The organism is Saccharothrix espanaensis DSM 44229, from assembly GCF_000328705.1.
Classification (GTDB): Bacteria; Actinomycetota; Actinomycetes; order Mycobacteriales; family Pseudonocardiaceae; genus Actinosynnema; species Actinosynnema espanaense.
The window spans coordinates 729,423-749,669 of record NC_019673.1 but is presented as its reverse complement, the minus strand read 5'-3'; the positions used below and the strand labels follow the sequence as shown (position 1 = coordinate 749,669).

The 20,247-nt window shown below is 73.2% G+C and carries 19 protein-coding genes; 6 read left to right on the top strand and 13 right to left on the bottom strand.

Annotated elements, in window-relative coordinates:
* Positions 1-234 precede the first annotated feature (234 nt).
* From BN6_RS03650 to BN6_RS50365, 5 genes are all read right to left on the bottom strand, one after another.
* Positions 235-1,467, bottom strand: coding sequence for a lytic transglycosylase domain-containing protein (locus tag BN6_RS03650; RefSeq protein WP_148302723.1), 1,233 nt, complete (start codon positions 1,465-1,467; stop codon positions 235-237).
* A 211-nt stretch (positions 1,468-1,678) separates the two neighbouring features.
* Positions 1,679-2,170, bottom strand: a complete 492-nt coding sequence (locus BN6_RS03645) for a DUF501 domain-containing protein (RefSeq protein ID WP_015098181.1) — start codon at positions 2,168-2,170, stop codon at positions 1,679-1,681.
* Positions 2,167-2,844 (bottom strand): FtsB family cell division protein, encoded by a 678-nt coding sequence (locus BN6_RS48370; protein WP_015098180.1) that lies wholly within the window; start codon positions 2,842-2,844, stop codon positions 2,167-2,169. The genes BN6_RS03645 and BN6_RS48370 overlap by 4 nt, the downstream gene beginning before the upstream one ends.
* Positions 2,844-4,130, bottom strand: a complete 1,287-nt coding sequence (gene eno / locus BN6_RS03635; RefSeq protein WP_015098179.1) for a phosphopyruvate hydratase — start codon at positions 4,128-4,130, stop codon at positions 2,844-2,846. Before eno ends, BN6_RS48370 begins: the two co-directional genes overlap by 1 nt.
* A 10-nt stretch (positions 4,131-4,140) precedes the next feature.
* Positions 4,141-4,512 carry a cytochrome P450 gene (locus BN6_RS50365; RefSeq protein ID WP_456238782.1) on the bottom strand — a complete coding sequence of 124 codons (372 nt, stop codon included), beginning with the start codon at positions 4,510-4,512 and terminating at the stop codon, positions 4,141-4,143.
* Positions 4,513-4,982: 470 nt separating this feature from the next.
* Between BN6_RS50365 and BN6_RS50360 the strand changes: the two genes are divergently transcribed.
* The 3 genes from BN6_RS50360 (at position 4,983) to BN6_RS03620 (ending at position 6,661) form a co-directional block, all read left to right on the top strand.
* The gene (locus BN6_RS50360; protein ID WP_456238780.1) at positions 4,983-5,183 is read left to right on the top strand and encodes a hypothetical protein; all 201 of its coding nucleotides are present in this window, start codon (positions 4,983-4,985) and stop codon (positions 5,181-5,183) included.
* A 313-nt stretch (positions 5,184-5,496) separates the two neighbouring features.
* Entirely contained in the window at positions 5,497-6,204 is a 708-nt protein-coding gene (locus BN6_RS03625) for an alpha/beta fold hydrolase (RefSeq protein WP_015098176.1), read from the top strand.
* 64 nt (positions 6,205-6,268) lie between these two features.
* Positions 6,269-6,661 (top strand): tetratricopeptide repeat protein, encoded by a 393-nt coding sequence (locus BN6_RS03620; protein WP_015098175.1) that lies wholly within the window; start codon positions 6,269-6,271, stop codon positions 6,659-6,661.
* A 31-nt stretch (positions 6,662-6,692) separates the two neighbouring features.
* Here the strand turns inward: BN6_RS03620 and BN6_RS03615 are convergent, their stop codons facing one another.
* Positions 6,693-7,532: a lytic transglycosylase domain-containing protein gene (locus BN6_RS03615; protein WP_041311838.1), complete on the bottom strand. Its 840-nt coding sequence runs from the start codon at positions 7,530-7,532 to the stop codon at positions 6,693-6,695.
* 316 nt (positions 7,533-7,848) lie between these two features.
* Here BN6_RS03615 and BN6_RS03610 point away from each other — a divergent pair, with 316 nt between their 5' ends.
* Both BN6_RS03610 and BN6_RS03605 read left to right on the top strand, forming a co-directional pair.
* Positions 7,849-8,826, top strand: coding sequence for a GlxA family transcriptional regulator (locus BN6_RS03610; RefSeq protein ID WP_015098173.1), 978 nt, complete (start codon positions 7,849-7,851; stop codon positions 8,824-8,826).
* Positions 8,823-9,431, top strand: coding sequence for a DJ-1/PfpI family protein (locus BN6_RS03605; RefSeq protein ID WP_015098172.1), 609 nt, complete (start codon positions 8,823-8,825; stop codon positions 9,429-9,431). Before BN6_RS03610 ends, BN6_RS03605 begins: the two co-directional genes overlap by 4 nt.
* A gap of 15 nt (positions 9,432-9,446) precedes the next feature.
* On the opposite strand, the gene BN6_RS03600 is transcribed toward BN6_RS03605, so the two are convergent.
* The 4 genes from BN6_RS03600 to BN6_RS03590 form a co-directional block, all read right to left on the bottom strand.
* The gene (locus tag BN6_RS03600) at positions 9,447-9,992 is read right to left on the bottom strand and encodes a hypothetical protein (protein ID WP_041311835.1); all 546 of its coding nucleotides are present in this window, start codon (positions 9,990-9,992) and stop codon (positions 9,447-9,449) included.
* A 141-nt stretch (positions 9,993-10,133) separates the two neighbouring features.
* Positions 10,134-13,319, bottom strand: a complete 3,186-nt coding sequence (locus BN6_RS03595) for a S41 family peptidase (RefSeq protein WP_015098170.1) — start codon at positions 13,317-13,319, stop codon at positions 10,134-10,136.
* Between the two features lie 36 nt (positions 13,320-13,355).
* The gene (locus tag BN6_RS49930) at positions 13,356-13,460 is read right to left on the bottom strand and encodes a DUF397 domain-containing protein (protein WP_331712626.1); all 105 of its coding nucleotides are present in this window, start codon (positions 13,458-13,460) and stop codon (positions 13,356-13,358) included.
* A 37-nt stretch (positions 13,461-13,497) separates the two neighbouring features.
* Positions 13,498-14,370 carry a helix-turn-helix domain-containing protein gene (locus BN6_RS03590; RefSeq protein WP_015098168.1) on the bottom strand — a complete coding sequence of 291 codons (873 nt, stop codon included), beginning with the start codon at positions 14,368-14,370 and terminating at the stop codon, positions 13,498-13,500.
* Positions 14,371-14,465: 95 nt separating this feature from the next.
* Here BN6_RS03590 and BN6_RS03585 point away from each other — a divergent pair, with 95 nt between their 5' ends.
* Complete coding sequence (locus tag BN6_RS03585; RefSeq protein ID WP_015098167.1) at positions 14,466-14,675, top strand: hypothetical protein; 210 nt, start codon at positions 14,466-14,468, stop codon at positions 14,673-14,675.
* On the opposite strand, the gene BN6_RS03580 is transcribed toward BN6_RS03585, so the two are convergent.
* From BN6_RS03580 to mfd, 3 genes are read right to left on the bottom strand one after another with little or no spacing between them, the layout of a single operon-like run.
* The gene (locus BN6_RS03580) at positions 14,660-15,598 is read right to left on the bottom strand and encodes a MazG family protein (RefSeq protein ID WP_148302722.1); all 939 of its coding nucleotides are present in this window, start codon (positions 15,596-15,598) and stop codon (positions 14,660-14,662) included. The genes BN6_RS03585 and BN6_RS03580 overlap by 16 nt on opposite strands.
* 2 nt (positions 15,599-15,600) lie before the next feature.
* Complete coding sequence (locus BN6_RS03575; RefSeq protein ID WP_015098165.1) at positions 15,601-16,536, bottom strand: SurA N-terminal domain-containing protein; 936 nt, start codon at positions 16,534-16,536, stop codon at positions 15,601-15,603.
* A gap of 13 nt (positions 16,537-16,549) precedes the next feature.
* A complete protein-coding gene (gene mfd / locus BN6_RS03570) occupies positions 16,550-20,113 on the bottom strand; it encodes a transcription-repair coupling factor (RefSeq protein ID WP_015098164.1) in 3,564 nt (1,187 codons plus the stop codon).
* Positions 20,114-20,247: the final 134 nt, after the last annotated feature.

Genomic DNA, 20,247 nt, shown 5'->3' with positions numbered 1-20,247 from the left:
GCTGTCCGGCCAGGTCACCGATGCCGGACAACCCCGACACCGCACCGGACAACGCCCGCCGGCCCCGGCCTGTCCGGCAACCCGAGCGCGACCCGGCGTCGCCGAGCGCGACCCGGCGGCCGGACGCGGCCCGGCGACTCCGAGCACGACCCGGCGGCCGGACGCGGGAAGGGAGAACGGACGACGGCCCCGCGCACCGGGTGGTGGCGGGGCCGTTCTTCCGGAACTTGAGGACTACGCGGGCTTCATCGACGACGTGGGGTGCGGGACGGAACCGGCCGCCGAGTCCGACGTGCCGCCGGTCTGCGCCGGCGGGGCGGCCACCGACGTGGTGGTCGTGGTCGTCGTGCACGTCGACGGGGCCGAGGTCGGAACCGGCGTCGTGGTCGGCGTGGTCGTCGGCGCCGCGCAGGTCGTCGTCGTGGTCGTGCTCGTGGTGGACGTCGTCGTGGTGGTGGTCGTGGGCGACGTGCTGGACGACGGGGTCAACGGCACCGTCACCGTCGTCTCGGACGACGTGGTGGTGGTCGTGGTCGTGGGGTTCGTCGCGGGGTTCGTCGTCGGGTTCGTCGTCTGGACCGGCGGCGTGGGGCCGGTGCCGTGGTCCGGCGGGGTCGTGCCGGGCGACGGCTCGTCCTCCTCCGGCGGCAGGAAGTCGTCGTCCGAGCCGGGCAGGCTGGGCAGCGGGCTCACGCCGTCGGCGTAGGCGTCGGCCCAGAACAGGACCGTCCGCACGTACTCCTCGGAGTGGTTGTAGCGGAACACCGCCTTGGCCCGGTCTGCCGAGGTGGCCAGGTCGCCGCCGTCCGAGCACAGGTAGTTGCCCGCGCCCGCGGTCGCGTCGTAGACGTTGTTCGGGTTGGCCTCGCCGTCGTCGTTGCCGTCCGCGGCGTGCCCGGCCCACGTGGAGGGGATGAACTGCATCGGGCCGACCGCGCGGTCCCACGTCTTGTCGAAGTCGAACCGGCCGCCGTCGGTGTCCCGGATCGCGGCCATGCCCGGACCGCCGTTGAGCACCGGGCCGAGGATCGGGTTGACCGTGGTGCCCCGGCCGTCCACCCGGCCGCCGCGCGCGTGGCCGGACTCGATCCGCCCGATGCCCGCGAGCAGCGACCAGTGCAGGTTGCAGCCGGGCTTGGTGGTGGCCAGCCGGTCGGCGGCCTTCATGTACGCGTCCAGCATCACGCCGGGGATGCCGAGCTGGCCCGCGACCAGGTCGGGGTCCGCGCCGTCGAACGGGAGGTCGTCACCGAACGAGGACGGGTCGTCGGCGTCGGCGAGCAGCGCGGCGCTGAGCTCGTCCGCCTCGGGCAGCTTGCCGTTCACGCCCAGCGCGCCGGAGTCCTGCAACCGCATCGTGCCGAGCACGTCACCCGCGCCGGGCGGCATCGCCTCGATGCCGGTGTGGCCGGCGACGTTCACCCAGTCGAGGCCCGCCGCCGAGTGCAGGAGGGTGGGCGCGAGCATCGCGCAGGTGGCCGTGGCCGCCAGCCCCCATTGGCGCGGTGTCAGGGTGGGCCGTCGTGTTGCCTTCCGCTTGCGTCCCCGTCGCTTCGGCACAGCCTCGAACTCCACTCCTCGGCGAACACCGCTCCGGCCCCCGGATCCAGCCTGCCTGATCCGATCAGCCGTGTCACGGCCGCGCGTCGCTTCTCTGCCCCAAGAACTGCCCGTACGGTCAGTTTTTCACCTTTGACGCGCATTCGCCGCTGGGCCACCACTGCGCCAACTGCTCCAGGGCCTCGTCCCCGAACGGGTTCACCCCCGGCCCGGCGGCCAGCGAGTGGGCGACGTGGACGTGCAGGCACTTCACCCGGTCCGGCATGCCGCCCGCGGTGACGGTCGTGCCCAGCGGTTCGATCGCGTCCCGCTCAGCCAAGTACGACTCGTGGGCGAAGCGGTAGCGTTCCGCCAACTGTTCATCCGTCGCCAGTCGATCGGTCATCTCCTTCATCAGACCGGCACCTTCCAGCCGGCTGACGTACGAGTTCAGGCGCGAACAGGTCAGGTAGTACAGGGTCGGGAACGGCGTGCCGTCCTCCAGCCGAGGGCTGGTCCGCACGACCGCCGGGTGCCCGCTCGGGCAGCGTGCCGCCACCGCCCGCACGCCGCGCGGGGCGCGTCCGAGCTGCTCGGCGACGATCGCCAGATCCTCGTCGCTGACCGTCATCGCGCCGCCACCGAATCCCACAACTGCTCGTACCAGGCCTTGTCCGCGGCCGGCGCGGCGGCCGGTCGCTCGTCTTCGGGTTTGCGCTGCGCGTCACCCGGGAGCTGCACCACGTAAGGCGTCTCGCCGGGCCGCACGTAGTGCAGCCGCCGGCGCGCCTCCGCCTCCAGGTGCGCGGGGTCCGCGAGCTCCTTCTTGCGCTGCTCCAACTGGCCGACCTCGGCGCGCAGCGTCTCCTGCGAGGCGGTGACGCCGCGCAGCTCCTCGCGCTGGGCCAGGTAGGTCCGCAGCGGCACGGCGATGCTCAGCGCCAGCGCGCACACCACCATCGCCAGCAGGGCGGCCCGCCGGGTGCCGGTCATGCCGAACGCGCCGCCGGTGCCCTCCCGGGACCGCGCCCGCGACTGGGGCCGCGCGGCCCGCGCCGCCCGTGCCGCCTGGGTGGCCCGCGCCTGCTCGGCCAGCCGCGCCGACCGGGCCGACCGCGCGCCGCGCCGCGACTCGCCCAGGCCGAACCGGACCTTGCCGCCGCCGCTCGTGCTCGCCGCGCGCGCGCCCGACCCGGTCGCCCGGTCCGACTCGGACCGGGTGGACCTGGTCGACCGCGAGCGGTCAGGGCGGGCTCCCGACGCGGCCTTCGCGCCGCGCCGGGAGCCCCGTTCCCGATCCGCCATCAGCTTTCCGGCGTGTACCGCGGGAAGGCCAGGTCGCCCGCGTAGCGCGCCGCGTCGCCCAGCGCCTCCTCGATCCGCAGGAGCTGGTTGTACTTCGCGGTGCGCTCGCCGCGCGCGGGCGCACCGGTCTTGATCTGGCCCGCGCCGGTCGCCACCGCCAGGTCGGCGATGGTGGTGTCCTCGGTCTCGCCGGACCGGTGCGACATCATCGACTTGTAGCCGTACGAGGTGGCGAGCGCGACCGCGTCGAGCGTCTCGGACAGCGTGCCGATCTGGTTGACCTTCACCAGCAGCGCGTTGGCCGCCCGGCGGGAGATGCCCTCCTCCAGCCGCTCCGGGTTGGTGACGAACAGGTCGTCGCCGACGATCTGGACCTTCTCGCCCAGCTCGGCGGTGAGCCGCACCCAGCCGTCCCAGTCGTCCTCGGACAGCGGGTCCTCGATGGACACCAGCGGGTAGTCCCGGACCAGCTCGGCGTAGTAGCCGGTCATCTGCTCGGCGCTGCGCTTCTGCTTCTCGAACGTGTACGCGCCGTCGCTGTGGAACTCGGTGGCGGCCACGTCCAGCGCCAGCGCGATCTGCCGGCCCGGCTGGTAGCCGGCCTTCTCGATCGCCTCCAGGATCAGGTCCAGCGCGTCGCGGTTGCTGGACAGCGCGGGCGCGAACCCGCCCTCGTCGCCCAGCCCGGTGCTCAGCCCCTTGGACTTGAGCACCGACTTGAGCGAGTGGTAGACCTCCGCGCCCCAGCGCAGGGCCTCGCGGAAGGTCTCCGCGCCGATCGGCGCGATCATGAACTCCTGGATGTCCACCTCGGTGTCGGCGTGCGCGCCGCCGTTGAGGATGTTGAGCATCGGCACCGGCAGCACGTGCGCGTTCGGCCCGCCGACGTACCGGAACAGCTCCAGCCCGGAGGACGCCGCCGCCGCCTTCGCCACGGCCAGCGACACGCCGAGGATGGCGTTCGCGCCCAGGCGGGACTTGTCCGGCGTGCCGTCCAGGTCGACCAGCTTCTGGTCCACCACCCGCTGCTCGACGGCCTCGATGCCGACCAGCTCGGGACCGATCTCGTCGAGCACGGCGGTGACCGCCCGCTCGACACCCTTGCCCAGGTAGCGCTTGGCGTCGCCGTCGCGGAGCTCGACCGCCTCGTGCTCACCCGTGGACGCGCCCGACGGCACGGCGGCGCGCTCCAGCGTGCCGTCGTCCAACGCCACCTCTACCTCGACGGTGGGGTTGCCTCGCGAGTCCAGGATCTCGCGGGCGCCGACCTGCTCGATGACCGCCACGTGACGCTCCCTAGTCAGACCATCTCTGTATCGGTGACGAGCCTAGTTGGTGCCGGACCGGGAGGCTCTTGACCCCGTTCTGGAAGTTCGAGCGAAGGCGGGTCGGGGGGCCGGTCGGGGTGAGCCGGCCGGGGAGGTCGAGGACGGCGGTGAACAGGGCGCGCAGTTGGACGCGGGCCAGGTGGGCGCCCAGGCAGAAGTGCGGGCCGTGGCCGAACGAGAGGTGCTCGACCTGGTCGCGGGTGACGTCGAAGCGGTCCGGGTCGGGGAAGACGTGGGGGTCGCGGTTGGCGGCGGTGAACCAGACGACGACCTTGTCGCCTCGGGTGATCGGGACGCCGGCGAGTTCGGTGTCGGTGGTGGCGGTGCGCCGGAAGTGCATGACCGGCGTCCACCAGCGCAGCATCTCCTCCACCGCGGGGCAGCGCCGAGCGGTCGCGCTTGAGGTGTTCGTACTGGTCGGGGTGGTGCATGAGGGCGATCAAGCCGCCCGGGATGCCGTTGCGCAGGGTCTCGTTGCCGGCCACCGAGAACAGCCAGAACAGTGTTTCGAACTCCTCCACGGCCACGTCGTGGCGCATCAGGTTGCTCATCACGTCGTCCCCCGGCTCACGGCGCTTGTGCTCGCCGAGGGCGTGCGCGTAGGCGTAGAGGTCGGGCATCCCGCCCCGGGCGCGCGGGTCGGGCTGCGGGTCCGGGCGCAGTTCCAGCGCGCGCAGGGCCATGTCGCTCATCCCGGTGGTGTCGCTCGTGCTGTGCGCGTAGTCCGGGTCCTGGTAGCCGATCACCCGGTTGCTCCAGTCGAACATCAGCGCCCGGTCGCGGTGCGGCACGCCGAACACCTCGGCCAGGGTGAGCAGCGGCAGGTCGGCGACGACCTCGGCGAAGTCGACGGGCTCACCGCCGGCGAGCGGGGCCACCAGGTCGTTCGCCCACTGCCCGATCTTCGTCTCCAGGTCGGCCACCGCGCGCGGGGTGAACGCCCTGGTGAGCAGGCCGCGCAGCCGGGTGTGGTCGGGCGGGTCGGTGTTGAGCATCATCCGCCGCACGTAGTCGAGGTCGCGCGGTGTCGCCGGGTCGCGGAGCTGGGTGCCGCCGAGCCAGGACGAGAAGACCTTGGGAGTGCGCAGCACGGTCCGCACGTCGGCGTGCCGGAACACCGACACCGTGCCGCCGTCCCGCACCACCCCGACGTCCCGCAACCGGGTGAGTGCGTGGTGTGGCACGCCGCGGGTATACGTGTCCGGGTCGACGATGACCCGGAGATCACCGGACCGGGTTGCACCGACTTGGGCATCACCGGACTGGGCATCACCGGACTGGGCATCACCGACTCGGGCGTCACCGGGCATAGGAGGATTCTGGCGTGGTTCACGTGGAGCGCGGCGGCGACGGGCCGCTCCTGGTCCTGCTGCACGGCCTGGGCGCGACCGGCGAGGTGTGGCGGGGCGTGGCGGACCTGTGGCCCGGGTCGTGGCTGGCGGTCGACCTGCCGGGGCACGGTCGGTCGGCCGCGCTGGACCGGTACTCCTTCGGCTCGTTCGCGGCGGCCGTGGCGAACGTCGTCCCGGCGGGCCCGGTCGCGGTGCTCGGCCACTCGCTGGGCGGCGTGGTCGCGTTGACGCTGGCCAGCGGCTGGTTCGGGGTGGATGTCCGGGCGGTCGCGGGCGTGGGGGTGAAGCTGCGCTGGTCGGAGGACGACCTGGCGCGCGCCGCCGCGCTCGCCGGCAAGCCCGCGCGGCTCTACCCGTCGTCGGAGGAGGCCGCGGCGTGGGCCGCGAAGCTGGCCGGCGTGCCGTTGGCGCACGGCGTGGTGCAGACCCAGGCGGGCTGGCGGGCGGCGCTCGACCCGGCCGCGTTCGGGGTGGGCGCGCCGGACGTCGCCGGGCTGCTGGCCACCGCGAAGGCCCCCGTGCTGCTGGCCGCCGGTGCGGACGACCCGCTGTGCCCGCCGGCGGACCTGCTCGACGCGCAGCCGGGTGGAATGGTGCTGGCCGGGGTCGGGCACAACGCCCATGTGGAGCAACCCGAGTCGATCAAGCCGGTGCTGGACCGGTTGATCTCCGGGTGGTGAGCGGTCCCGTCATCCGGTCGGCTGCTGAACAACGGCCGGGTGCGCAGGTAGCGTTGATCGGACCATGACCGACAGCACCTTCGAGGCGTTCCGCCGAGCCGAGGCGCTGCTCGCGGAACGCCGTCCGCTGGAGGCGCTGCGCGAGCTCCGAGTCGTGCTCGAAGCCGAGCCGGACCAGCCGAACGTCCACCTGCTGGCGGGCCGCGCCTACCTGGGTTCGGCGCAGCTCAACCGCGCCGAGGAGGCGTTCCGCAAGGTCGTGGAGATGGACCCGAGCGACTACTACGCCCGCTTCGCGCTGGGCCGCACGCTCCAGCGGCAGAGCCGGCTGCCCGAGGCGCTGGCCCAGTTGCGGATGGCGGCGGCGATGAACCCGACGCCGGAGTACCAGGAGGCGCTGGGCGAGGTGAGCGCCCGGCTGGCCGTCGAGCGCGACCGACCGGGCCGCGAGGGCTAGCCGTGGCCCGGCGGCCGACCCCGGCCGGCGGTCAGCCCTGGCTGGCGCGGGCGTAGGCGTCCGCGCCGCTGTAGACGTTCTGGCCGTACTCCACCGAGTTGTTGTACGCCATGACCGCCGTCCACCAGCCGTCGCCGGTGGCCAGGTCGCGGCCGTCCGAGCAGAGGTAGCGGGCCGCCGCGAGCGCCGCGTCGTCGATGTTCTGCGGGTCGGGCGGGTTGCCGTCGCCGTTTGCGCGGACCGCGTACCGGGCCCAGGTCGTCGGGATGAACTGCATCGGGCCGACCGCGCGGTCCCAGGTCGTGTCCTGGTCGAGCACGCCGCCGTCGCTGTCCTGGATCGCCTTCACGCCCGGACTGCCGTCCAGCGGGATGCCGATGATCGGCTTGGACGGTCGGCCGTCCTCGCCGAGCTTGAGCCCGCCGATCGTGCCGTGGTGCGACTCGATGCGGCCGATGCCCGCCAGCGTCGCCCACGAGATGCGGCACGAGGGCTGGTCGGAGCGCATGATCAGGTCCGCGATGGCGTAGGCGCGCAACGCCCGCGCCGGCACGTCGATCTTGGCCGACAGCCCCACCGCCCACGCGGTGAGCGGCTCGGCGGCGGCGGTCTCCCCGGTCACGGACGCCTGCGGCGGCACCTGGCCGGCCGAGTCGGGCGCCGCGGAGCCGGGCTCGACCTCCTGGAACGGGACCGGGAACGGCGGGTCCGTCGCCTGCACCTCGCGGCGGTTGAAGACGCTGAGCCCCCACGCCCCGCCGGCCACGACGGCGAGCAGGAGCGCGACCAGGGCGAGGCGACCGACGAGGTTGCCGACGCGCCCCCGGTGTGGCGGGGGCGGTGTCGTTTTCTCTGGCGGCGGGACGACCACGGCACCCAGGCTACGTGCTCGCCGCGCGTTTCCGACCGGAACAATCCGCGGTGAACGACCGTTGAGCCCTGATCCGCAGGTCACGTGACGTATCCGCGGCTGGGCGCCCAGCCGGGCTTGCCTGGGTTCGCCGAACCCGAGTTGACTCCGCGTGACGAAATCCCTCGTGATGGTGGACAAGCCGTGATGGTGGGCAGCGGGCTCATCGGGTTGCGCGAGGGCGTGCACTGCGGCGACACCGTGCTCACCTGCGATGGCGCGATCGGTGGGGTGCACGTCGTTGACGCCGCCCCCGCGCCCGTCCAACCCTTGAGGTGTGCAACGACGACGCGTCGGGTTCGTGATCTTCGAGGGCTTCCAGTCGCTCGACCTGGTCGGCCCGTACGAGGTCTTCCAGCAGGCGGACCGGCAGGCCCACGGCTACGACGTGGTCGTGCTCGCCACCCGGGCCGGTCCCGTCCAGTCGCGCAGCGGCTTGTCGGTGCACGCCTCGCACGGCGTCGCCGACGTGCCGCCGCACGAGGTCGACACGATCGTCGTGGCCGGCGGGCGGGGCGTCGACCAGGCGATCGGCGACACCGCGCTGACCGGGTGGCTCACCGCCGCCGCGGCGCACGCCCGGCGCGTCGCGTCGGTGTGCAGCGGCGCGTTCCTGCTGGCCGAGATCGGTCTGCTGGACGGCCGCCGCGCCACCACGCACTGGGGCCGCGCGCGGGAGCTGGCCCAGCGGTACCCGGCGGTGCGGGTCGACGCGGACCCGATCTTCATCCGGGACGGCCGGGTGTGGACGTCGGCGGGCGTCACCGCCGGCATGGACCTCGCGCTGGCGCTGGTCGAGGACGACCACGGTCGCGACGTCGCGCACGAGGTGGCCCGCCAACTGGTGCTGTTCCTGCGCCGGCCGGGCAACCAGGCCCAGTTCAGCGTCGCCCTGAGCGCGAAGCCGCCCGCCACCGACCCGGTGCGCGCGGCGGTGGCCGCGATCCACGCGAACCCAGGTGCCCGGCACGCGCTGGACGACCTGGCCCGGCACGCCCGGCTGAGCCCCCGCCACCTGCAACGCCGGTTCACCGCCGAACTCGGCACCCCGCCCGCGACCTACGTGGAGCGGGTGCACCTGGAGGCCGCGCAGCGCGCGCTCGCGGAGAGCGGCGACCCGCTCGACGCGGTCGCTCACCGCTGCGGTTTCGGCACCGCCGAGACCATGCGCCGGGCGTTCCACCGCAACCTGGGCATCGCGCCCTCGGACTACCGCGAGCGGTTCCGCTCGTCCGTCATCGAGGAGGACTCATGACCACCTACGGCCTGCTGATCTTCGACAACGCCGAAGAACTCGACTTCGTCGGACCGTGGGAGGTGTTCACCGCCTCGTCCTCGTTGCGCGACAACGCCGACACGGCGGTCCTGCTGGCCGAGAACGCCGGCCCGGTCCGCTGCGCCAAGGGCATGCGGGTGCTGCCGGACCACCCGCTGGACGACCACCCGCCGCTGGACGTCCTGCTGGTCCCCGGCGGGATCGGCGCCCGGCAGACCGAGCCGCACAACCCGGTCGTCACCGAGTGGATCGCGAAGACCTCGGCCCGCGCCGCGTGGACCGTCGCCGTGTGCACCGGGACGTTCCTGCTGCACGCCGCCGGCCCGGCCCGCGGCCGGCGGGTGACCACGCACCGGAGCTTCGTGGACGAGCTGGCGGCGCTCGGCGGGACGACCGTCGTCCCCGACGCCCGGTACGTGGTGGACGGCGACCTGGTCACCAGTCAGGGCGTGTCCGCCGGGATCGACAGCGCGCTGTGGCTGGTCGGCCGGCTGCACGGCCGCGACCACGCCCGCGCCGTGCGCCGGGCGATCCAGTACGACCCGGCCCCGCCCTACCTCGCCGACGAGCCCCTGCCGGCGTAACCACCGCCGGACGGGTCACCGCACCCGTGCGGCCGGCCCGGCCACCGGCGGACCGCCGCCCGTCGAAGGCGTGGTCGTCGGCGCGGGGGCCGCCGAGGTCGACCAGGTCATGGAGGCGGTGGCCGGCGGAGTCGAGTTGGTCGCCGTGGGCAACGACGGGTTGAGGGGCTCCGTCGTCGCCGGCGGAGGCGTCGTGGTGGTCGGCCGCGCACTCGACGCGGACGACGGCCGCGACGGCTCCGAGGTGGGCTGGTCGACCGGTCGGGGCCGGGTCGGCACCGGTTCCGGGGGTGCCGGCGGCACCTCGCCCGGCCAAGGCCGGTCCCGCACCGGCCAGAACTCGGCAGTCTGTCCTTTGTGGACTTCCCGGGGCGTGCTCGGCGGGCTCACCGGCGGCACCGGCGCGGCGGGGCTGGTCCGGACGCTGACCAGGGTCGGGCGGGCGGTCACCTCCACGCGCCCCTGGTGCTGCGGCGGCGGCGCGGCCCCGTCCGGCGGCCGGCCGAAGGTCAGCACCAGGGCCAGCGCGCCACCCAGCGCCACGACGGGCAGCACGAGCACAGCGGAGAAACACCCGCGCCCACTGCTTGGCACCTCGCGATGACTCACCGAACCCCCGAACCGATCTTGCGTGGTACTCATTGGTCGGTTCGGGGGCGTCGGCCGCAACCACCGCCGCACTACACGGTCAGGTGAAATCGCTCAGCGCAGCGGCGGAATCAGCGGCGGGGTGAACGCCGTGCGCTCCGCCAGGGACTCCAACGCCATCCGCACGGCGGTCTCCAACTGCGGGTCACGGCCCGCCACGCGGTCCTGCGGCGTCATCACCACCTCGACGTCCGGGTCCACGCCGTGGTTCTCCACGCCCCAGCCGTGCTGGGCGAACCACAGCGCGTACCGGGGCTGGGTGACCACCGTCCCGTCGACCAGGTCGAACTGGAAGTCGATGCCGATCACGCCACCCCACGTGCGGGTGCCGACCACCGGCCCGATGCCCATCTCCTTGATCGCCACGTTCACGATGTCGCCGTCGGACCCGGCGAACTCGTCGGCGATCGCCACCACCGGACCGCGCGGCGCGTCCTGCGGGTAGCTCTCGTAGGTCGAGAACCCGCGCGCCACCTGCCAGCCGATGATCTTGCGGGCCAGCTTCTCGACCACGAGCTGCGAGGTGTGCCCGCCGCCGTTCTCCCGGACGTCGAGCACCACGGCCTCGCGCGCCAGCTCCACCCGCAGGTCGCGGTGCAGCTGCGCCCACCCGTTGCCCATCATGTCCGGCACGTGCAGGTAGCCCACCCGCCCGTCGGACAGCTCGTGCGTCCGGGCCCGGCGGTCGGCGACCCACGCGTGGTAGCGCAACGGCTCGTCGTCCTCCAGCGGGACCACCACGACCCGGCGGGGCTCGCCGCCGCCACCGGGGCGCACGGTCAGCTCCACCGGCTTGCCCGCCGTGCCCACCAGCAGCGGCCCGGGGCCCCGCACCGGGTCGACCGGGCGGCCGTCCACGGCCACGATCGCGTCGCCCGCGCGGACCGCCACACCGGGCGCGGCCAGCGGCGAACGCGCGTCCGGGTCGGAGGTCTCGCCCGGGATCACCCGCTCCACCCGCCACGCGCCCGACTCGTCACGGGCCAGGTCGGCGCCGAGCAGACCCACCGAGTGGCCGGAGTGGCCGCCGGCGGGCACGACGTAGGCGTGCGACGTGCCGAGTTCGCCCTGCACCTCCCACAGCAGGTCGACCAGGTCGGAGTACGCGCCCAGCCGGTCGACCAGCGGCCGGTAGCGGTCCAGCACGCCCGGCCAGTCCACGCCGCCCATGTCCGCGCGCCAGAACAGGTCCCGCATCAGCCGGCCCGCCTCGCCGTAGGCCTGCCGCCACTCGGCGGCCCGGTCCACCACGACCCGGATCCGCGAGAGGTCCACGTCGACCGAGTCCGAGTCCTCGGCGTCGACCTTCCGATCGGCGGGCACGACCCGCAGGTCACCGCCGTCCTGCAGGACGATCCGCTGGCCGTCGCCGGTCACCTCGTAGGCGTCGACCCCGTCGACCAGCACCTCCACCCGGACCTTGGCGAGGTCGAAGCGCTCCAGCACCGCGCGCGGCGGCCGTGCCGACGGGGTCGCCAGGTTGTCGCCGAGCACCCCGCGCAACGGGCTGCGCAGCCACAGCAGCCCGCCCTTCGCGGCGGTCAGCCCCGAGTAGCCCGCGGCCGCCACCGGAACCGGCACCACCCGGTCGGCCAGGCCGTCGAGGTCGACGACGGTGATCGGGTTCTCGTCGTCCTTGTCCTTCTCCTTGTCCTTGTCGTCGTCGCCCACCGAGCGGCCCAGCCGCAGCGGGTCGAACGGGGACGGCGTGGTCGCCGCGAGCGGCAGCAGGAACGGCCGGCAGCCGGTCGGGAACGACAGGTCGAACACGTGCGCGTCGTACACCGGGTCGAACGTGCGCAGCGACAGGAACGCCAGGTAGCGGCCGTCCTCGCTGAACGTCGGCGAGTAGTCGGCGAAGCGCAGCGGCGTCACGTCCACCAGCGACAGGTCGGTGGTGTTGGTCATCCTGATGTGCCGCAGCGGACCCGGACCCGGGTGCGACCACGCGAGCCAGTTCGAGTCGGGCGAGAACGCCAGGTCCGAGACGTGCGGGTTGGCCTCCCGGAGCACCTCGCGCACCTCGCCGGACTCCACCTCGACCAGCAGCAGCCGGCCGTCGTGGGTGGCCGCGGCCAGCCGCCGGCCGTCCGGCGCGACGGCCAGTTCGAGCACCCGGCCGAGCTTGCCGACCGCGACCCGGCGCGGCGCGTTGCCCGCCTCCACCCCGCCGGCGGGCGCGAACTCCAGGCCCTCCTCGCCCTCGGCGTCGGTCACCCAGACCACGCCGTCGCCCACCACGCGCGGCAGCCGGGCCCGCACGCCGGGCGTCTCGGCGAGGGACCGGGCGGGCCCGTCCCGGTGGGTCACCCAGTGCACGGTGCCGCGCACCTCGACCACGCTGGCCCGCCCGGTCCGGTCGGGGTGGAAGTCGTCCGGGCGGGAGGAGACCGGCCGGGGCCGGGTCGCCGTGCGCGGGCCGCCCAGCACGACGTCGAGCCTGCGCGGCTCGGCCTCCAGCGAGTCGAGCACCCAGAGGTCGCCGGCGTGCTGGTAGACGATCCGCGAGCCGTCGGTGGTGGCGGCGCGGGCGAAGAACTCCTGCTCGGTGTGCCGGCGCAGGTCGGAGCCGTCGGGCAGGCAGGAGTAGACGCTCCCCACGCCGTCGTGGTCGGACAGGAACGCGATCCGACCCCCGTCGGCGGCGGCGCCGATCCACATCGGCGAGTGCAGCGAGGAGGTCAGCTCGGGCAGGATCCGGGTGAACTCGCGGTCACCGGTCGCGTCGACCCAGAGCCGCCCGGCCGAGCCGCCCCGGTAGTGCTTCCAGTAGGCGGGGTCCTTGCCGTACATCGAGGTGACGACGACCTCGTGCGCCGGGCCGTGCGCGACGTCGCCGACCCAGCCGTAGGGCAGCCGGCGCGGCGGACCGCCGTCGGTGGGGACGGCGTGCGCCCAGCGCCGGACGCGGGTCGCCTCCCCCGCGGCGGTGACGGCCACGACCTCGCCGTCGGGCGTCCAGTCCCGGACGCCGGTGGTCGCGTTGCCCCAGTGGGTCAAGCGGGTCGCCTCGCCGCCGGCGACGGGGGCGACGTGCACTTCGGGCGCGCCGTCACGCCGGCTGGCCCAGGCCAGCAGCGTGCCGGACCGGTCGAAGCGCGGCGTGGACGCGGGAGCGCGGTCGGCGGACACCCGCCAGGCCCGGCCGCCGGCGAGCGGAGCCAGCCACACGTCGTCCTCGGCCACGAAGGTCACCAGGTCGCCGTGCAGGTGGGGGTAGCGGAGGTAGGCGTCGGTCACGTGATCGACGTTAGCGCGACACCCCGACAGCCGGCCTCAAGCTTTCTTGAGCCGGTCGAGGAAACTCCCGCCGGAAACCATCGGGAACCGAAGCACCGGCCCCCCGGGGTTCTTGGAGTCCCGCACCGCCATCACGCCCACGAGCCTCGCCACCTCGACGCAGGCGGTCTCGGTGTTGCTACGGCTCGACTTCCGCCAGGTGCCCACTTCGACGGCCTTCCATGTCCTCGGCGCACTGCTCGATGAGATCCATCGACTCCTCGACGCCGGCGGTGGCCGCGAGCAAGGTCGACTTGAGGTCAATGTAACCCCGGACGTCCTCCCACTTGTAGAGGAAGAGGTTGGATCTCAGGTGTTCCAGATGGACCACCGGCGCGGTCCTCGCCGACTCCAGCAGGACGAAGGACCCGTAGAGCCCGGGGTGGTAGCCGCGCTCCTTCGGCACCACGCGCACGGTCACGTTGTCCCGTCGGGCCATGGCGGCCAAGTGGCGCAGCTGACCCGCCATGACCGCCCGCCCACCGACCGGTCGGCGCAGCACGAACTCGTCCATGATCGACAGGTAGGGCACCGGGTCGGCATCGCGCGTGATCACCCGCTGGCGATCGAGCCGCAACCCGACCCGCTCGTGCGCCTCGGCGTTGGACAGCCCGCCCTCGGTCATGATCGTCAGCGCGTAGTCGGGGGTCTGGAGCAGGCCGGGCACCAGCAGCGGGTTGACCTCCATCATGAAGGTGGCGACCCGCTCGTACTCCATCAGCGCCTTCAACTGCTGCGGCGGCACGCCGGGGCCCGTGGCCAGCCAGTTCGACTTCGCCGCTTCGCGCGCCAGGGTGAGCAGTTCACGACGCTTCGCCCCGACGACACCCAGTGCGCCGAGGATCGAGGCCGTCTCGGTCTCGGTGGCCGGGCGCTCCCCGCGCTCCACCCGGCTGAGAGTGCTCTTGTCGATACCCACCTGGTCGCCGAGCCGGACCATGCTCAACCGCTTCGCCTTGCGCAGGTCCCTCAGCTCCGCGCCCAGCGTCCGAGCCCGTGCGTTGCTCTCCATGCGGCCAGCCTAAAGCTTCACCCAAACGTGGACTGGAGAGAATTCTCTAGATAGTGGAGCCTCTACTAAGAGAATTCCGACGCAGAGGAGAGATCATGGCGAAGCCCCGTGCGGAGATGCAGTCCTGGGTGCGGATCGAGGAGGAGACCAAGATCGAGTACCGGGCCGACCCGGCCGAGATCCTGCTCGCCATCGGGAACCTGCCCGAGTTCGAGATCGTCGCGACGCCCGCCGCGCTGCGCCGCTTCCTCGACCGCGGCGCGGCGGCCCTGCGCGAGCTCGACGCCGTTCAGGCCGGCCAGTAGGCGCGCCACTCGTCCGCGCCCAGCTTCTCGACGCCGGCCGCGCGCGCGGCGCGTTCGGCCTCCCGAACCCGGCGCTCGAACTCGCGCGCCACCGCGCGCAGCTCGGTCTCCGGGTCCTCGCCCGCGAGCTTGGCCAGCGCGGCCACCAGGAACAGCGTGACGCCCGCGCTGTCGCCGTCGGGCAGCAGTTCCACCGGCAGCCCGGCCCGCGCCGTGCGCTGGGCGAGCTTCCCGGCCAACGCCACCGCGGGCTGCCCCAGGGCGACCCCGTCGAGGCTGGACTCGCGCTGCTTCTCCACCTGCTTCAGCTCTTCCCACCGGTGCTGCTGGGACGCCGCGTCGCGCACCGCCGGGTCGTCGCCCTCGAACACGTGCGGGTGCCGACCGACCAGCTTGCGCACCAGGTCCCCGGCCACCTCGTCCACCCCGAACGGCTCGACGTCCTCCGCCGCGATCCGCGCGTGGAACAGCACCTGGAGCAGCACGTCGCCGAGCTCCTCGCGCAACGCGCCGCGGTCGCCGTCCTCGATGGCCTCCAGCAGCTCGTAGGTCTCCTCCACGAGGTACTGCCGCAACGACTTGTGGTCCTGCTCCGCGTCCCACGGGCACCCGCCCGGCGACCGCAGCCGGTCCATCACCGCGACGGCGTCGACCAGCGCCGTCCCGACCGGGTTGCGCAGCACCTCCGCGCCGGCGGCGACCAGCTCGGCGGCGTAGTCGTCCAGTCCTGCCGCCAGGTAGACCACCGCCCCGTCGACCGCGCCCACCGGGACGTCGCCGACCGGGGCCGCGCCCAGCCCACCCCAGTACTGCGCGTCCAGCCCCGGCGCGACGAAAACCGCCGCCGCGCCCCGCAGAGCGGGCAGCGCGGCGGCGGGCAGCACCGAAGTGCCGGGGCCGAGCAGGACAACCGTGTCGCGCACGCTCACGGCTTGGGCTGCCGGACGACAGCCTGGAACCCGGTCAGCTCCTCCGTGCGCGGCGCGAGCGAGATCGCCGTCGTGTCCCACACGCCGTAGCGCGGGTTCACCCTGATGTCCGGCTCGCCGGCCAGCCGCTGCACCAGTCGCAGCCCGATCTGCTCCAGCAGCTGGGGCGTGAGCTGCTCGGTGGACGAGTCGCTGCCGCCCTTGGCGTTGTCGTCGCGGGCGGTCACGTGGGCGACCAGCCACTGCGCGTTGCCGGGGTCCGGTGCGAACGCCACGACCGTGCCGGGCTGGACGCCGAACAGCGGCGAGCCCGCCGCCTGCGGCGACTCGGCGGACTTGACCTTCTGCCCGCGCTTGGCCAGCTGCTGGCCCTCCGCGCCCTTCGGCCCGGACTGGACGAACCCGGCCATCAGGCCCGGGTCGGCCGCGACCTGCTTGGCCTTGGCGACGGCGTCCTTGCCGTCCTTGGTGAAGAAGTAGTCGAAGGTGACTTCCATCCGGTCCACGTACTTGCGCGCCAGCTCGACCAGCAGCAGCTGGTCCTTGGCCCGCTCGCGGAACGTGGCGGCGTCGTAGACGGTGTTCTGCGAGGCGGCTTCCGCGCCGCCCGCGTTGTCCACCGACTCCGTCACGGCCTCCTCGGACACGGTGACGCCCTCACGCTGCGCCGCCCGCTCGATCAGCTCGTGCTGCACGCCCAGGGTCACCAACTGGCGCGACACCTGGTCGAGCTTGTGCTGCTCGTGCAGCTTCTGGGCCTCCGGCTCCTTCTTGAGCACGGTGTCCAAGCGCTGCTGGACCAGCTCAAGCGGGATCACGGTGTCGCCGATGATCGCGGCCGAACCCACCTGGCTCGGGCCGCTGCCGCAGCCCGCCACCAGCAGTGCGACGGCCGCGCCGACCAGGGTGAAGCGCCTCTGCACAGTCCTCACAGGAGCTACCTTCTCACGTCCCCGTGACGCCGCTCACGGGAGTACCCGCCAAAGATCGCAGGAAGTGCGCGCACCACTCGAGCAGTTCCTGGTCCCGCAGCTGCGGTGCGCCCATCCGGCCGCCGGCGGCTCCCTCCGTCGGCCTAGGCACGCTGACCGTGTTCGCGGCCGGCTTGTGCACCGCCTTCGGGTACAGCCGGCGCAGCCGGACCAACTGCGAGTCGCGCAGCTCCAGCGGCGCGAACCGGATGGTCTGCCCCTGCACGATCACCTCGGTCACGCCGTGCGCGCGGCACGTCTGGCGGAACCGGGCGACCGCGAGCAGCCGCTCCACCGGCAGCGGCGGGGTGCCGTAGCGGTCCTTGAGCTCGTCCCACACCGCTTGCAGCGCGGCCTCGTCACCGGCCGCCGCGATCTTGCGGTAGGCCTCCAGCCGCAGCCGCTCGCCCGGCACGTAGTCGTGCGGGATGTGCGCGTCGACCGGGAGGTCGACCCGGACGTCGGCCAGCTCCTCGTCGCCCTCGGTCTCGGCGCCCGAGTGCCGCCGGAACGCCTCGACGGCCTCGCCGACCAGCCGGACGTAGAGGTCGAACCCGACCCCCGCGATGTGCCCGGACTGCTCCGCGCCGAGGATGTTGCCCGCGCCGCGGATCTCCAGGTCCTTCATCGCGACCGCCATGCCCGCGCCCAGCTCGGTGCTCTGCGCGATCGTGGCGAGCCGGTCGTGCGCGGTCTCGGTGAGCGGGGCCTCCGGCGGGTAGAGGAAGTAGGCGTACCCGCGTTCCCGGCCGCGGCCGACGCGCCCGCGCAGCTGGTGCAGCTGGGACAGGCCGAGCATGTCGCCGCGCTCCACGATGAGCGTGTTGGCGTTGGAGATGTCCAGGCCGGTCTCCACGATCGTCGTGCAGACCAGCACGTCGTACTCGTTCTCCCAGAAGCCCTGGATGATCTTCTCCAGCTTGTCCTCGTTCATCTGGCCGTGCGCGGTGATGACCCGGGCCTCGGGCACCAGGTCCCGGATCCGCCGCGCGGCCTTCTCGATCGAGGACACCCGGTTGTGCACGTAGAAGACCTGGCCGTCGCGCAGCAGCTCACGGCGGATCGCCGCGCCGACCTGCTTGTCGTCGTAGCCGCCGACGTAGGTCAGGATCGGGTGGCGCTCCTCGGGCGGGGTGAGGATCGTCGACATCTCGCGGATGCCCGCGAGCGACATCTCCAGCGTGCGCGGGATCGGCGTGGCGGACATGGTGAGCACGTCGACGTGCGTGCGCAGCGCCTTGATGTGCTCCTTGTGCTCGACGCCGAACCGCTGCTCCTCGTCCACGATGACCAGGCCGAGGTCCTTGTAGCGCAAGCCCTTCTGCAACAGCCGGTGGGTGCCGATGACGATGTCCACCTCACCGTCGGCGAGGCCCGCGATCGTCTGCTCGGACTCCTGCGCGTCGGTGAACCGCGACAAGCCCTTGATGTTGACCGGGAACGCGCGCATCCGCTCGGCGAACGTGTTGAGGTGCTGCTGCGCGAGCAGGGTCGTGGGCACCAGCACCACGACCTGCTTGCCGTCCTGCACGGCCTTGAACGCCGCCCGGACCGCGATCTCGGTCTTGCCGTAGCCGACGTCGCCGCAGATGACCCGGTCCATCGGGACGGTCCGCTCCATGTCGGCCTTGACGTCGTCGATGGCCGCCATCTGGTCCACGGTCTCGGTGAACGGGAACGCGTCCTCCAGCTCCCGCTGCCACGGCGTGTCCGCCGCGAACGAGTGCCCCGGCGCGGCCTGCCGGGCGGCGTAGAGCTGCACCAGCTCGGCCGCGATCTGCTTGACCGCCTTGCGCGCCTTGGCCTTCGTGTTCTTCCAGTCGCTGCCGCCGAGCTTGTTCAGCGTGGGCAGCTCGCCACCGACGTACCGCGACACCTCGTCGAGCTGGTCGGTGGGCACGAACAGCCGGTCGCCGGGCTGGCCGCGCTTGGACGACGCGTACTCCAGCACCAGGTACTCCCGGGTCGCCCCGGCGACCGTGCGCTGCACCATCTCCACGTACTTGCCGATGCCGTGCTGCTCGTGCACGACGAAGTCGCCGGCCTTGAGCGCCAACGGGTCCACGGCGTTGCGCCGCTTCGACGGCATCCGCCGCATGTCCTTCGTGGACGTGCCGTGCCGCCCGCCGGTCAGGTCGGTCTCGGTGAGCACGACCAGCGCGAGGTCGGGCAGCGAGAACCCGTCCTCCAACGACCCGCGCACCACCGTGACGGTGCCGACGGCGGGTGCCTTGTCGAGCACGTCCACGCACACGGCCGACACGTCGGCTTCCTTGAGCTGCTCGACGGCCCGGTGAGCCGTGCCGGCGCCCGGCACGACGAGCACGGCCGTCCCGCCGGCGGCGGTGTGCGCCCGCAGGTCGGCGAACGCCCGGTCGATGTCGCCCTGGTAGGCCTCGACGTGCTTGAACTCCAGCCGGACGACGTCGGCGCCCTCGGTGGTGAGCTGGCTGAACGTCCACCACGGCCGGCCCTTGGCCTTGGCCGAGTCGGCCACCTCGGCCAGGCTCCGGTAGGCCGAGGCCCCCAGGTCGATCGGGGCCTTCCCGCCGCCGGCGGCGGCCGTCCACGAGGCTTCCAGGAACTCCTGCCCGGTGCGGACCAGGTCGTGCGCACGGGCCCGGATCTTCTCCGGGTCGTTGAGCACGACGTGCGTGCCCTCCGGCACCACGTCGGTGAGGAGCTGGAGCTCGCCCTCGCACAACGCCGGGATCAGGGCCTCCATCCCCTCGGACGGGACCCCGCCGGCGAGCTTGTCGAGCATCTCGACCAGCTGCGCGTCGTTCTGGTGCTCGGCGGCGAGTGCCGCCGCCCGCTCCCGGACCCGTTCGGTGAGCAGCAGCTCCCGGCACGGCGGAGCCGTGAACCGCTCCACGACCTGCGGCAACGACCGCTGGTCGGCGACCGAGAAGGGCCGGATCTCGGAGACCTCGTCCCCCCAGAACTCGACCCGCAACGGGTGCTCGGCGGTGGGCGGGAAGACGTCGAGGATGCCGCCGCGAACCGCGAACTCCCCGCGCTTCTCGACCATGTCGACCCGCGTGTAGGCGATTTCGACCAGGTCGCGGAGCAACTCCTCGAAATCGAGTTCACCGCCGACCACGAGTTCGACGGGCTGCAAGTCCCCCAACCCGGGCGCCATCGGCTGGATGACGCTGCGAATGGTGGCCACGACGACCTGGAGCGGATTCCCGTCGGGGTGCCGGAGCCGCCGCAGGACCTGGAGCCGGGCCCCCACCGTGTCCGCCCGGGGCGACAACCGCTCGTGCGGCAGGGTCTCCCAACTGGGGAAGATGGCGACCGCGTCGGCCCCCAGCAGGTCCCGCAGCACGTTCGTGAGGTCGTCGGCCTCGCGGCCGGTGGCCGTGACGGCCAGCACCGGCGCCTTGCGCGTCAGGGCGGCGGCGACGAGCGGCCGGGCGGCCGGCGCGCCCTCCAGTTCGAGGGAGGGCGAGCCGACGGAGTCGAGGAGGGCGCTGAGCGCCTTGTCTGGCAGAACAGCGGTCAGCAGGCCGGACAACGGGCCGGGCTGGGGCATTGCGTGGCTCCCAAGGCAACGAGGACAGACCCCTGCCCGGGACCTTGTCGCCCACCGGAGGGGTGCTCCCCACCACCCTACGTCCCCACCCCGACCCCCCGCTCGCCGATTACCCCGGCCCGCCCCGCCACCCC

Excerpts from the sequence above, each read along its gene's own strand:
- BN6_RS03650 (WP_148302723.1), bottom strand. The coding sequence starts at position 1,467 with ATGCTCGCGCCCACCCTCCTGCACTCGGCGGCGGGCCTCGACTGGGTG.
- BN6_RS03645 (WP_015098181.1), bottom strand. The coding sequence starts at position 2,170 with ATGACGGTCAGCGACGAGGATCTGGCGATCGTCGCCGAGCAGCTCGGA.
- BN6_RS48370 (WP_015098180.1), bottom strand. The coding sequence starts at position 2,844 with ATGGCGGATCGGGAACGGGGCTCCCGGCGCGGCGCGAAGGCCGCGTCG.
- BN6_RS50365 (WP_456238782.1), bottom strand. The coding sequence starts at position 4,512 with ATGCACTTCCGGCGCACCGCCACCACCGACACCGAACTCGCCGGCGTC.
- BN6_RS03620 (WP_015098175.1), top strand. The coding sequence starts at position 6,269 with ATGACCGACAGCACCTTCGAGGCGTTCCGCCGAGCCGAGGCGCTGCTC.
- BN6_RS03605 (WP_015098172.1), top strand. The coding sequence starts at position 8,823 with ATGACCACCTACGGCCTGCTGATCTTCGACAACGCCGAAGAACTCGAC.
- BN6_RS03590 (WP_015098168.1), bottom strand. The coding sequence starts at position 14,370 with ATGGAGAGCAACGCACGGGCTCGGACGCTGGGCGCGGAGCTGAGGGAC.
- BN6_RS03585 (WP_015098167.1), top strand. The coding sequence starts at position 14,466 with ATGGCGAAGCCCCGTGCGGAGATGCAGTCCTGGGTGCGGATCGAGGAG.
- mfd (WP_015098164.1), bottom strand. The coding sequence starts at position 20,113 with ATGCCCCAGCCCGGCCCGTTGTCCGGCCTGCTGACCGCTGTTCTGCCA.